Annotated in this window: 12 protein-coding genes; 6 read left to right on the forward strand and 6 right to left on the reverse strand. The window is 52.2% G+C overall.

Translation table 11 applies throughout. The features are described 5' to 3' along the window. Positions 1-147: 147 nt before the first annotated feature. Positions 148-645 carry a hypothetical protein gene (locus tag ACYVAM_RS07420; RefSeq protein ID WP_461065454.1) on the forward strand — a complete coding sequence of 166 codons (498 nt, stop codon included), beginning with the start codon at positions 148-150 and terminating at the stop codon, positions 643-645. Positions 646-684: 39 nt separating this feature from the next. On the opposite strand, the gene ACYVAM_RS07425 is transcribed toward ACYVAM_RS07420, so the two are convergent. After that, positions 685-3126: an ABC transporter permease gene (locus ACYVAM_RS07425; RefSeq protein WP_461065456.1), complete on the reverse strand. Its 2442-nt coding sequence runs from the start codon at positions 3124-3126 to the stop codon at positions 685-687. Positions 3127-3537: 411 nt separating this feature from the next. On the opposite strand from ACYVAM_RS07425, the gene ACYVAM_RS07430 reads away from it, so the two are divergent. The 5 genes from ACYVAM_RS07430 to arsB all read left to right on the forward strand — a co-directional run bounded on the left by ACYVAM_RS07430 (position 3538) and on the right by arsB (position 6914). Continuing rightward, positions 3538-3864, forward strand: a complete 327-nt coding sequence (locus ACYVAM_RS07430; RefSeq protein WP_461065458.1) for an ArsR/SmtB family transcription factor — start codon at positions 3538-3540, stop codon at positions 3862-3864. A gap of 81 nt (positions 3865-3945) precedes the next feature. Further along, a complete protein-coding gene (locus ACYVAM_RS07435; protein ID WP_461065460.1) occupies positions 3946-4935 on the forward strand; it encodes an arsenite methyltransferase in 990 nt (329 codons plus the stop codon). 20 nt (positions 4936-4955) lie between these two features. Continuing rightward, complete coding sequence (locus tag ACYVAM_RS07440; RefSeq protein WP_461065462.1) at positions 4956-5405, forward strand: arsenate reductase ArsC; 450 nt, start codon at positions 4956-4958, stop codon at positions 5403-5405. Positions 5406-5409: 4 nt separating this feature from the next. Beyond that, a complete protein-coding gene (gene arsN2, locus ACYVAM_RS07445; protein ID WP_461065464.1) occupies positions 5410-5853 on the forward strand; it encodes an arsenic resistance N-acetyltransferase ArsN2 in 444 nt (147 codons plus the stop codon). Continuing rightward, positions 5850-6914: an ACR3 family arsenite efflux transporter gene (gene arsB / locus ACYVAM_RS07450; RefSeq protein WP_461065466.1), complete on the forward strand. Its 1065-nt coding sequence runs from the start codon at positions 5850-5852 to the stop codon at positions 6912-6914. Before arsN2 ends, arsB begins: the two co-directional genes overlap by 4 nt. A 177-nt stretch (positions 6915-7091) precedes the next feature. Here the strand turns inward: arsB and ACYVAM_RS07455 are convergent, their stop codons facing one another. The 5 genes from ACYVAM_RS07455 to ACYVAM_RS07475 form a co-directional block, all read right to left on the reverse strand. Further along, positions 7092-7829: a carboxymuconolactone decarboxylase family protein gene (locus ACYVAM_RS07455; RefSeq protein ID WP_461065468.1), complete on the reverse strand. Its 738-nt coding sequence runs from the start codon at positions 7827-7829 to the stop codon at positions 7092-7094. 275 nt (positions 7830-8104) lie between these two features. Next, the gene (gene paoC / locus ACYVAM_RS07460; protein ID WP_461065470.1) at positions 8105-10315 is read right to left on the reverse strand and encodes an aldehyde oxidoreductase molybdenum-binding subunit PaoC; all 2211 of its coding nucleotides are present in this window, start codon (positions 10313-10315) and stop codon (positions 8105-8107) included. Position 10316: 1 nt separating this feature from the next. Next, the gene (locus ACYVAM_RS07465) at positions 10317-11267 is read right to left on the reverse strand and encodes an FAD binding domain-containing protein (RefSeq protein ID WP_461065472.1); all 951 of its coding nucleotides are present in this window, start codon (positions 11265-11267) and stop codon (positions 10317-10319) included. Positions 11268-11325: 58 nt separating this feature from the next. After that, complete coding sequence (paoA, locus tag ACYVAM_RS07470; RefSeq protein ID WP_461065474.1) at positions 11326-11964, reverse strand: aldehyde dehydrogenase iron-sulfur subunit PaoA; 639 nt, start codon at positions 11962-11964, stop codon at positions 11326-11328. Positions 11965-12373: 409 nt separating this feature from the next. Beyond that, positions 12374-13357 (reverse strand): aldo/keto reductase, encoded by a 984-nt coding sequence (locus ACYVAM_RS07475; RefSeq protein ID WP_461065476.1) that lies wholly within the window; start codon positions 13355-13357, stop codon positions 12374-12376. Positions 13358-13372: the final 15 nt, after the last annotated feature.

Consider the following 13372-nt stretch of genomic DNA (forward strand, 5'->3'; position numbering starts at 1 on the left):
GTTACGATGAAAATGAAGCCTAAAAAACCTTTTTTACTGTACTACCTAAAGTAGTTGACAAATATTAAAAAATGATCGGTCAATTATAGACGGATTTCTTTTAAATGGTCGATGAATAGTAGGGCCGACTTTAACGTATCTATATCGGTGGAAGTCATTTATATTAACCTAGTTATTAATTATGTGTCAGTTTTAAACCACTTTTTTATGTCTACAAACGGGTACTGTATAGCTGTTTTTTCTGCAATAGCCTATTGGTTTACGGCTTGTAAACAGGAAACTACTTCAGCGCCTTGCCAGGCCATTAAGTTGATTACACCCCAAAGCCAATGTTACGATTCCAGCCGGGGACTAACGCTGGTGGCTTCGGGGCAAAGCAATTCGCAAGGCCAGTTTATTTGGTATATCTTTCCGCAAAGCGATACAACCGTTGCCAACCGAAATATTGCCCAGTCAAGAGCGAAAGTAATTGCAGGCGGAGAACGAATTGTGGTGCCAGACTCGCTTTTAAAAAACTCCCCTCTGTTTGTTGTTAAAAGCGTTATGAACTGTGAAGGCAGAGAACTTCATTCCATCTATTACAGCCTTGTTAAGCGGCAGTCGGCAAACTTATCCTGTCCAATTTGGCAAGTGCAAACCCAATAACAAGTCATCCAACTCACCAGGTAGGATAATCCTAAATTCCTACTCATTCTTCAGTACTTCCGCCGGATTACGCTTCGCGGCCTGCATCGTCTGCGATCCGATCATCAGGCATGCGATCAGTAATACCACCAGCAAGCCAACAAATAGCTCGACGATTTGTACCGGGGTATGATACGGGAAATTCGTGAGCACAACGTTTTCGAAGAAAAGATACGTGATGGGCAAAGCGATGAGTGCCGATAACGATAGCTGTGCGAAAAAACTGCGACTCAATAAGTAAATGAGGCTGGCGGAACTGGCGCCCATCACCTTACGGATGCTGATCTCCTTCAGCCGTGTTTCGGTCGTGAAGGCCACCATGCCGAATAAGCCCATCGATGCGATCGAAATGGCCAGGAATGAAAGGAAGCCAATGATTTTGATTAGAGAAGAAAATTCGCTGTAGGCCTCTTCGATGGCTTCGTCATAAAATTCAGCTTGGAAGGGATGAACACGATCCATTTTCTTCCAGACAGACCCGATCCTGGCCCTGGTTGCCAGCATGTTGGGGCTTTGTAGTTTGGCATTGATAATTGCCCTGTCTTCGGGCGTCCAGAACATGAAGGCTACCGGCCCGATGAGGTTGTCGACCTTGCCATAGTGAAAGTCCTTCATGACGCCAACAATGGTCATCTTGCGTCCATATCCCTGGGGATTACTGAAGGTGATCTCCTTCCCGATTGCTTTCTGGGGATCGTTGGTACTGATGTTAAATCGTTTTAAGACCTGCTGGTTTACGATCACTTCGCTGACCGCTTTGGCTGTAGTGGGCCGCGCCCTGAAATTCCCTCCGGCAACGAGCTTGTATCCATGCAGAGGCAAGTAGTTTTCGTCGACGTGGTTGGTCATGACCAGAGCAGAGTCGCGCGAATCGTTGTATGTCATATAGCCGCCCCAGGCGTTCCCAACGCTGGTGATTATTAACGACCGCGATAATGCAGTCACCTCAGGCATCTCACTTAGCTCCTTTAGAAACGCATCGGGTTTATTTCCCTGCATATTGATGTTCAGGATGTTTTCGGTGTTGAAGCCCAGATCGAATGCCAGTATGTTTTTATACTGAACATAGCCGACGGCGGTCGTTGTAATAAAGACCAGGGTAAGCGTGTATTGAATGACCACTAGGGCGCGTCTGAGTGTTCCATACTTGAGGTATGCCGGAGCGGACACATTCCTGAGTGCACTCATCGCGCTGACTTTCGAAAAGAACAGGGCAGGCATCAAGCCGGCAATAACACCGACGGTGACCGAAAAGATAATAAACGCAATGACCCTCGACGGACTGAGTTCGAGCTTCACCATGCGTTGCATCTCCGGAGCCAGGTTGATCAACTGCGGCCGCAATACCAGAAACATGAGGTAGGAGAGGACCAGGGCGGCCAGAGAAATCATGATCGATTCCATTAAGAACTGCTGCCATACCTGGCTCTTGCCGGCACCGATCGCTTTTCGAATCCCTACTTCCTTAAAACGGCGCATGGCTCGTGCTATCGACAGATTGGTATAGTTGAAACATGCAGACAAGATCACAATAAGGGCCAAGCCGCCGAGTAACCAAAGTACAACCGGAGGCATGTGAGGCCCTATCGAGCCTGGCCCTCCCTCGGAGCGACGGAGGTTCTCTCCGACAACGATCTTAGTTAAAGGAAGAAGTTCGAGTTGGATAGTCGTGTTTTCTTCGGCGCGGTTTTCTTCGCTGGCAATGGCGTCCAACTGCGACTGAATTGATGGTAGGTCGGCAGTTTCCGGCAACAGCAGATACACAAAGTTCGACGACATGCTTGTCCATTTTTGGAAACTGTCGTTATTCTTGTTGAGCTGCTCGGCCGTCGACAGCGATACCAGCGCTTCGAAGTTGATGTGCGAAAAGAAGGGAACGTCCTTCATGACACCGGTCACCTGGTAGTTTAATGTATCGAATTTGATCGCTTTGCCGAGTGGAGATTTGCTTCCGAACAGCTTTCGGGCCGCCGTTTCTGTCAACACGATCGAGTACGGATCTTTCAGGGCGGTTTCGGGATTGCCTTCCAGCATCGGAAATGTGAATACCCTGAAAAATGCCGGATCTGCCCAGAAGCCCTTGATGGGAAGAGTAGCGGAGCCAACCTGTGCGTCCTGCGAAAAGTCGTTGTGTAGAATAGCCACTTCTGCACCGGCGTATCGGCCATTGCCGGTCACTTTCTGTCGGATAAGCTTTCCTGCCTTTATGGATGTAGTGGCAAACTTGCCATTTTGTTCATGATTTGCCGTCAGTACGCTGGTAATGCGATAGATCCGGTCCCCATTCTTGTGGAACTTATCGTACGAATGCAGGTCGAGCACGAAGGCGATTAGCAATAACCCTACGGACATGCTGATGGCAAGGCCAACAATATTGATGAACGAGAACAGCTTATTGCGCATCAAGTTGCGTGCTGATGTTTTGATGTAGCTTCCGATCATGATCCAGTTTATAAAAGGTTAATACACCTTGGTCTTCGTATGGTATATAGTTATGATGAACCCGAAGCGTAAAAAATCTCCGCGAAGCGGTTTATCCAGATCAATTCTTTGGCAAAAATGTAAGCTGAAATGCGCATCGGTGACCGAAATAAAAAGCTCGGCTTTAATCGCCCAAATCCAGTGCCAGTAACTGTAGCCACTTAACCCAGAGCCTACAGGCCGTTGTTACCTTTTCAGGCTGGCTTGGTTGTCCAAAAACGGACACTTTCAGTCTGAAAACGGACAGCTAGTTGCTAGTTACTTTCCTGTGGAATAATGACTATTCAATGACGAACGACACCTGTGAGAAAGAGACGGGATCTTTGTTTATCGTAATATTGCAATGAATAAAAAATCGACTATCTTTGGCCCATGGGACTGACCAAAACCGAAATATTTACAGAAGAGCAAAATCGCATTGCCGATTTGGCCAAGGCATTTGCTCACCCCGCACGAGTGGCCATCTTGCAACTGTTGATCGCCCGGAAAGCCTGTGTTTGCGGTGACCTGGTCGACGAGTTGGATTTAGCGCAGGCGACCGTTTCCCAGCATTTGAAAGAGTTGAAACGTATTGGCATCATTCAGGGCGAAATCAACCCGCCCCGCGTGTGCTATTGCATCAATCCGCCCGTATGGGAGGAAGCCCAACGCACGTTTGGAGCCTTGTTTGACACGTTCGTACCCGTAACCTGCTGCTAGTCGTCATCAAGACGCTAAAGCAGCAGGTATTTTTTGGGCTGAATCAATCGCAATATTACATTATACCAATAAGAAAAATAGATGGAAACCGCCGAGCAAATCAAAGAAGCCGTGCGTCAGAAATACGGCGCAATTGCTGAACAACAAGATGCCAATGGCTGCTGTGCACCATCCAGTCCGGGGCCATCCAGCCTGGGACTCACATCCTGCTGTGGACAAGTCAGTCCGGGACCATCCGGTCTGGGGCCGTCCAGCCTGGAACCGGGAACAGTGCCCAGTGTGCCTATTGATATGACTGTGGGTTACGACGAGTTGAAGGGCTACGTTGCCGAAGCCGATTTGGGTTTGGGTTGCGGCCTACCGACGCAATTCGCCCAGATCAAGCCCGGGGATACAGTGGTGGATCTCGGATCCGGCGCAGGTAACGACTGTTTTGTGGCCCGTGCCGAAACCGGCGAAACCGGTCGCGTGATCGGTCTGGACATGACGCCTGCCATGATCGACCGGGCCCGTGTTAACGCCAAAGTATTGGGTTTCAGGAATGTGGAGTTCGTGTATGGAGACATTGAAGACATGCCGCTGCCCGAAAATCTGGCCGATGTGGTGGTCAGTAATTGCGTCATGAACCTGGTGCCGAATAAGCAAAAGGCCTTTTCCGAAACCTACCGCATTCTTAAGCCTGGTGGCCATTTTAGTATTTCCGATATCGTTTTGAGGGGTAAATTGCCGGATAGTCTGCAACAGAATGCCGAACTCTATGTAGGCTGCGTCTCGGGCGCCATTCAAAAGAACGACTATTTGCAGCTTGTGCAGGCGAGCGGCTTTACCAATATTGTTGTTCAAAAGGAACGTGAAATAGCCCTGCCGGATGCTGTTTTACAGAAATACCTTTCTGCCGATGACATCGCTGAGTACCGTCAGCAGGAGAAGGGCAGTCCAGCCCGGGGCATTTATAGCGTTACGGTGTTTGCCCAAAAGCCTGCCATTGGCAACGTAACCCGCCCCGCCCTGGTCGAAGTTGCTGGCACAACAGCCGAGGCTTCCTGCTGCAGACCCGATTGCTGCAACTAAATCCCAACTACAAAACAGCCATGAAAAAGATTTTAGTCCTTTGCACTGGCAATTCTGCCCGATCTCAAATTGCCCAGGCCTACCTGCAACATTTTGCCGATAGGTCAGACCACGGTGACCGCGTTGAGGTTTTGAGCGCAGGTGTCGAACCCAAAGGGGTCAACCCAATTGCCATTCAGGTGATGGCCGAAGATGGTATCGATATATCGCATCACACGTCCAACCATGCGGATGAATATCTGCATATTCCATTCGATTACGTCATTACCGTCTGTGACAATGCCCGTGAGCAATGTCCCATTTTTCCTTCGGCGGGGAAGACGATTCACCACAGTTTTCCCGAGCCAAGCCATATGGCGGGGAAAGATAAGTTGACCGCATTTCGTGAGGTGCGGGAGTTGATCAAGGCCTATAGCCGGGATTTTATTGCTACGCACATGGCTGCCAGTCAGTCGGTTTCAACTCGATAGCCCCATGATCGTACAACTCGAAAACGCCCGCCCAGCCGATCGGGATGCAATCATAGCCTTGCTGCAACAGGGCCAGTTACTGACCGATGATCTGCCAGCGGATCTAACTGACTTTGTGATCGCAAAAGAAGCGGGCAACGCCATAGGGGTCGCTGGTTTGGAACGGTTTGACCGCGTTGGGCTTCTGCGCTCGGTGGTTGTTGCTCCGCACTATCGAGGCCAGCAGGTTGCAGCCAACCTAGTCAATCAATTGCTGGACAACGCCAACGCGCTGGATGACGTGTACTTGATCACTACCACGGCCCACGGTTATTTCCAGCGACACGGATTTCAGGTGGTCGATCGGCAGCATGTGCCCATGTCCATCCAGCAAACGCGACAGTTCAGTGATCTGTGTCCGTCTACGGCCCTTGTCATGAAACGCACGTTAACCCAGAATCAACTATGAATTCGCCCCGTCTGTCGTTCCTCGACCGTTTTCTAACGCTGTGGATCTTCCTGGCCATGCTGATTGGCGTGGGTATCGGGTATTTCATCCCCCAGTCGCAGGGTTTCATCAATCAGTTTAATTCCGGCTCCACAAATATACCCCTGGCGATTGGCCTGGTGCTGATGATGTATCCGCCCCTGGCGAAGGTGCGTTACAGCGAGCTACCGAAGGTGTTTGCCAACACCAGAATCCTGGGTCTTTCTCTTGTTCAGAACTGGATCGTCGGCCCGCTGCTGATGTTCGGCCTGGCGGTCGTCTTTCTGCCCGATAAACCCGAATACATGACGGGTCTGATTATGATCGGCATTGCCCGCTGCATTGCCATGGTGATCGTCTGGAATGATCTGGCTAAAGGGGACCGGCTGTATGCAGCTGGCCTGGTGGCTTTCAACAGCCTTTTTCAAGTGCTGTTCTATTCGGTCTATGCCTACGTGTTTATCACGGTGCTGCCGCCCTTGTTCGGGCTGAAAGGCTACACGGTCAACATTACCATTGGCGAAGTGGCTCAGAGCGTTTTCATCTATCTGGGTGTACCGTTTCTGCTGGGGCTTTTCTCGCGCATCATTCTCACGAGGCTCTTTAGCCGCCAGTGGTACGAGGAACGGTTTCTACCTGCTATCAGCCCCATAACGCTCATCGCGCTGCTGTTCACCATCGTCGTCATGTTCAGCCTCAAAGGGCAGTTGATCGTGTCTATTCCACTCGATGTAGTACGCATCGCCATTCCGCTGACGATCTATTTTGCGATCATGTTTTTTTCGGCCTTTTATCTCTCGAAACGGGCCGGAGCCGATTACGCTAAATCCACATCGCTGGCCTTCACCGCAGCGGGCAATAATTTCGAGTTGGGGATTGCGGTGGCCATCGCTGTTTTCGGTATTAATTCCGGGGCTGCCTTTGCCGCTGTGGTTGGCCCGCTGATTGAAGTGCCGGTGCTGATCCTAATGGTCAACTTTGCTCTGAAACAAGAGAAAAAGTTTGCCCCTTACTACACAAAAGCCGTTCAAAAACACGCCTGAAAATTGCCCTGTTTTCCGACATTCACGCCAACTTGCCGCCCTCGATGCGGTGTTGGCGGATATCGACTTAGTCAGAAAAGAGCACCAGCCTGAGTTAGTTCTATACCCGGTTCTCCTTCCAGTGCCTTAATCGGTTGGCCAGAGCAGGTTGGATCACTTATACTAACGGCCTGAACATTATTTGTTCGACTCGCGTCCGCTCAGCACGTTGGCCAGTACCTGCCGAGCGGTATCGGCCTGCTGTTTGCCGACGCTGGTTTCAATCAGTGAAATCAGTTCCTTGAGTTGCCCTTCGCTGAGGCCTACCTGCAGGCCGGCTCCCATATGAAACTGCAGCTGAGATTCAACACCGACCATACTGGCAAGACACGAAATGGTTACCAGTTCCCGTTGGCGATAGGTTAGTACGTCGCGGCTGAATATGTCGGCAAATAGATGTTCTTTCAGAAAGGTGTCGATTACCGGAGCAAAGGCACTTGCACCACTCTGGGTCGTATTGTCTGGTTTGCCCATCAGAACTTCCAGCGTTTTCCTGCCAACGGCGTACTTATCGGCCGTTTGGTCAATTGGCGTAGCCTCTTTACCAACCAGGTCAATCTTGCCCGCAGCCTTTCGCTGGTCAACAACGGCCATCAACGCATTGAGGCCGTTCAAACTACGGGGAAAGCCGCAATAGGCATATAGTTGAACGAGTACTTCCTTTAGTTCATTGATCGTCAGGCCCGCGTCAAGTCCGGCGTTTAGTGCCTGCCTGAGTTTCGGCATATCACCTGTGGTCGTCAGCGCCGAAATGGGTACGATAGTCCGCTGTTTGGCATCTAATGGGTCCGAGGATTTGGTTTGCGCGTTCATTGGGCACGTTTTGCTAAAGAATAAACTGAACAGAATGAATGTCTGAAGGTGTAAAATTGACATAATTCAACAGATTGACTGAAAAGCCCCGACTACTTATTTCTAATTGTATTCCGCATTCGTAACAGGCTATAACCAGTTGATGATGCGTTTTCGATATTCGCAATACTATAGACGTGGGTGATTTTACGGCCAGGGCTGGCTCCGGGCCACTGAACCACATTTGGCGGACACTTGACCACGTCGCCTTTCCGAATCACTTGCTTTGATTCTCATTTTATCGGGTAATAACCCACCCCATCGGGAACACTGAAGAAATCTTTCTGTATCGTTTTGCATCAGGCATTGAGGCTGAGCTTATCAATTAGTTTGTCGAGGGTAATGGGGTACTCTCGAACCCGGATACCCGTGGCGTTATAGATAGCGTTAGCGACCGCTGCTGCGACACCTACCAGCCCCAGCTCACCAATCCCTTTGGCTTTCATGGGCGACATGGTGGGGTCGAGATCTTCGAGCAGAATGACCTCCAGATGCGGAATATCGGCGTGTACGGGCACTTCGTAACCGGCCAGGTCATGGTTGACAAAGAAACCAACCTGTTTGTCGACCACGAGTTCTTCCATCATAGCCGCGCCCACGCCCATCGTCATGGCCCCGATGACCTGGCTGCGGGCGGCTTTGGGATTTAGGATACGTCCGGCATGACAAACCGCCAGCATTCGCCTGACCTGGATCTCACCGGTATAGCGGTTCACACCCACCTCCACAAAATGAGCGCCGAAAGTGTCCTGCGCGTATTCTTTGGAAAGGGTGCCGTACGTCATCTCATCCTGGACGACGAGTTCGGCACCTTTGGCGGCCTCGCCCAATGGGTAGCTGCGGTTGCCCGCGCGCACCTGTCCACCTACGAACTCGGCCTCCCCAATACTGACTCCCAACGAACTGGCTGCGGCTTCGCGCAGTTTAACGCAGGCAGCATAGACGCCCGACGTAGCCGAAGCTGCTCCCCACTGCCCACCCGATCCGGGTGATTCGGGAAACGTCGAATCGCCTAGTTTGACGACGACCTTGTCCAGGCTAATGCCCATCATCTCGGCCGCTGTTTGCGCAATAATGGTATAACTGCCTGTTCCGATATCGGTCATATCGGTTTCGACCGTCACGATACCCTCCCGGTTCAGCCGCACACGGGCCGCCGACTTCATAACGGGTGCCCCCCGAATGGCCGACGCCACGCCCATCCCGATCAGCCATTGCCCCTCCCGGACGGTGCCGGGTTTGCTCGGCCGCTTAGTCCAGCCAAACTGCTCAGCCCCGGTTTTTAGGCACTCGACCAGTTTACGGGACGAAAATTTGCGACCTGGTTTTTCGGGGTCCTCCTGCGTGTCGTTTTTGATGCGGAAGATCACCGGATCCATCTTCAGCTTCTCGGCCATTTCATCCATGGCAATTTCCAGGGCCATCATGCCCGTAGCTTCCCCCGGTGCGCGCATGGCACTTCCTTCGGCCAGATCGAGAACGGCTAACCGGAGTTGGGTAAACCGATTAGCTCCCGCGTACAGTAGCCGGGTCGATGCGGTGGCCGTTTCGGATATTCCGCCCGGCAAATTACCCGACCAGCTTTCGTGCCCGATGGCCGTGATGGTTCCGTCCGGGGTGGCTCCGATCCGGATGCGTTGGATGGTCGCCGGGCGGTGGGTCGTGTTATTCATAATCAGCGGCCGGGGCAGGGCTACTTTTACGGGTCGGCCCGCGGCCCGTGCCGCCAGTGAAGCCGCGATGATATCGGACAAGACGGTACCTTTACCGCCGAAGCCGCCACCAATAAAGGTTGATATCAATCGGACATCTTCTTTCGGGATACCCAGTACCGTGGCTATATCACGAACGCCCCAGTTGATTTGTTGAATGGATGCCCAGCACGTCAGCTTATCCCCATCCCACTTAGCAATGGTCGCGTGAGGCTCCATCATGGCATGGGTCTGATCGGGGGTGGTGTAGGTTTCGTCCAGCCTGACCGGGGCCGATGCAAACGCACCGTCGAAATCACCGACGTTCGTTGTTGGGGGTGGACTGAACTGCCCCTGCTTGATAAGGGGTGCCGAGTCTTTGGCGGCTGCCAGATCAAAGGCTCCTCTGGCTTTGGTATAGCTTATTTTCAGAAGCGACGCTGCTGCACGGGCCTGCTCAAACGTCTCAGCCACCACCACGGCGACAGCCTGGTGATAATGGTCGATGTCTGGTCCGGCCAGCAGCCGGTCGACGTAGAACTGACCCGGCTTGAGCGGTCCGGCGTTGGCGGCCGTTACGATTGCCAGTACACCGGGCGCGGCCTTAGCCTTCGTCTGGTCGATTGCCTTGATGCGTCCTTTGGCAATGGCCGCGCCCACTACGTACCCATAAGCGGGATTCGTCACGGCGTCGTTGTGCTCGTAGGCGTATTTAGCCATTCCTGTTGTTTTCAGGGGGCCTTCGATGCGGTCGGTTGGTTTGCCAATGACCTTAAGCTGGTCGATTGGGTTGGTTCCGGCAGGCGTTTCAAATTTCATGTCAGTGGTTGGCTTCGTTTAAAACGGCTGCCAGGGTTCGTTCGACCAAGGCTACCTTATATTCGTTCTCTTTCGTGGGTCGGGCTCCCTTCAACAATTGGGTGGTAAAGGCCTTCGCCCCGGATGGCAGCAGTGGTTCTGCCGACTCAATCCGCCAGGGGCGGGGGGCTATCCCTCCAACAGACACCCGGCTTGTGCCATCTTTCTTAAGAATAGCCCCCACCGAGACCAGGGCAAAAGCGTAGGAACTGCGGTCGCGTACTTTGTGGTAGATCTGCACCCCTCCTACCGGGGGCGGCAGGACGACACTGGTAATCAACTCGTTTTTCTCCAGCGTCGTTTCCAGGTGCGGAGTTTGACCCGGCAGGCGGTAAAACTGATCCAGCGAAAGGGTGCGTTTGGCACCGTTGGCTTTTACCGTTTCTACGCTCGCATCGAGGGCCCGCATCGCCACGGCCATGTCGCCCGGATAGGTGGCGATACACGAGGTACTGGTACCGATGATGCCCAGTTGCCGACTAAAGCCAGCAATGGCCGCACACCCGCTGCCGGGCACGCGCTTGTTGCAAAGCTGGTTGGTATCGTAAAAATAAGGACAACGGGTTCGCTGCAACAGATTACCGGCGGTGGTGGCTTTGTTACGCAACTGCCCCGATGCACCCGCCAGCAGGGCTCTGGCCAGCAGCCCATAATCCCGGCGGACGATGGGGTGAGCTGCCAGATCCGTATTGCTCACCAGTGCCCCAATGCGCAGGCCTCCAGCCGGGGTTGATTCGATGGTATTGAGGCCAATTTTACCAATATCGATAATATGCTGTGGCGCTTCAATTTCCAGCTTCATTAAATCGAGCAGGTTAGTGCCCCCAGCCAGGAATTTGGCCCCCGGCGTTCGGGCCGCAGCAGCAGCAGCTTCGACGGGCGTTTGAACGCGTTCGTAGGTGAATGTTTTCATGGGGCCTTATTTAATTATCCTGGCTATGAGTTGATAATGATTCTCTATGACTAAGGGCTTATGCATTTTTTTTGGCTACCTCAGTCATCGCTTCGGCGATGTTGGAATAGGCACCGCAGCGGCAGATGTTGCCACTCATCCGTTCGCGCAGTTCCCTGTTGGTGGCCTGTGGTTTTTCCAGCAGACTGGCGCTGACGTGGCTGGGGATGCCCGCTTTTATTTCGTTCAACACCGCTACGGCCGAGCAGATCTGTCCCGGGGTGCAGTAGCCGCACTGGTAGCCGTCGTGCTTGATGAAGGCTGCCTGCATGGGGTGGAGCTTGTCGGGTGTTCCCAGTCCCTCAATGGTGGTGATGGTATCGCCCTGATGCTGCAGGGCTAGCGATAGGCAGGAATTGATCCGCTGATTATTGACGAGTACCGTGCACGCGCCACACTGGCCGTGGTCACAGCCTTTTTTGGTGCCCGTAAAGTGCAGGTGTTCCCGGAGGGTATCAAGCAGGGTCGTTCGCGTGTCCATTTCCAGGTTATGGGGCTGCCCATTGACGGTGAATGATACCTTCGCCAGCGACAGGGGAACAGAATGCGGAGCTGCCTGTGTGCCCGTCACGTTCGCCAGGGTAAAAGCGGCAATTGCAGCGGTTGTTCCAGCAATCATTTCACGCCGGCTAATCGTCGACTCGTTTGACTCTTCCATAGTGGTGCCGTTTTACGGGATTAATCGGTATTCGTTCGTGTCAATAAGTCAGCGCATTGGAACGCTTACCTCAAGGGCATAGGGGCTTGGTATGACCAGACCCAGATGTATACCCAGATTGATGTATAAGACGGATGTGGTTATACAGCTTTGCTGTTTTTCGAGCGTATAACCTCTACAAATTTCGGCTGTTAAACAGTAGCTTATTATACGAAAAGCCCTGCTCTTTTTATGAAAATCAGAGATTTATGCACAATAAGAAAAGATAGTCGGGCAATGGTCAGGACAATCGCATCCTTATTCGTCATCCGTGTTCCTGGCTCGAGTTACTGGTGGATTTGCGCAAAACGAATGGTCGCTCAAGGAGGTGTTGGCCTGGCTTTTTTGGCCTACAATTGATTTGATTGACTTAACGCCCTACCATTTTCTGCATTTGTTCGGGATACCGGGCGCCCTGAATGTCAATCGCTGAAACAGCCTCAGTGATTTCGTTGAGGTCATCTGTACTGAGTATAATGGCCACTGCTCCATTATTTTCGGCTAGTCGATTCAGTTTTGTGGTACCCGGAATCGGGGCAATCCAAGGCTTTTGTGCCAATAACCAGGCCAGGGCTATCTGGGCCGACGTCGCCTTTTTCTCGTGAGCAAGCCTGCCAAGTAAATTAACCAATCCCAGGTTCGCTCTCCGATTTTCTTCGGAAAAACGAGGAACAATGTTGCGAAAATCAGTCTTATCAAACGCCGTGTTTTCGTCAATTTTACCGGTAAGAAACCCTTTTCCTAACGGGCTGAAAGGAACAAAACCAATCCCTAATTCGTCGAGAGTTGGCAGAATCTGGCTCTCCGGTTCCCGCCACCAAAGCGAGTATTCACTTTGCAGGGCCGTTACGGGCTGAACGGCATGGGCCTGTCGAATGGTGCCCGCACCCGCTTCGGAAAGGCCAAAGTGCTTTACTTTCCCTTCCCGAATTAACGCGCTAACCGTTCCGGCAACCTCCTCAATAGGAACATTAGGGTCTACCCGGTGTTGATAAAACAAGTCAATTGCGTCGGTTCGAAGACGCTTGAGGGCTGCTTCGGCAACGGCTCGGATGTTTTCGGGGCGACTATCCGTCCCTAAGGCGGGTTGGCCTTCTTTGAAGCCAAACTTGGTAGCAATCACCACCTCATTCCGAAACGGCTCCAGGGCCTCGCCCAGCAGTTCTTCGTTGGCACCCAGCCCATAGGCTTCGGCTGTGTCGAAGAAGGTGACACCCTGTTCGAAAGCCGTCCTAATTAATTTAATAGCCTGTTGCTTGTCAGTAGCGGGGCCATATCCAAAACTCAGTCCCATACAACCCAAACCGAGGGCTGAAACTTCCAGGCCACTCTGACCTAACATTCGTTTTTGCATCGTTTTTACCGTTTA

Source organism: Spirosoma horti, from assembly GCF_054776595.1.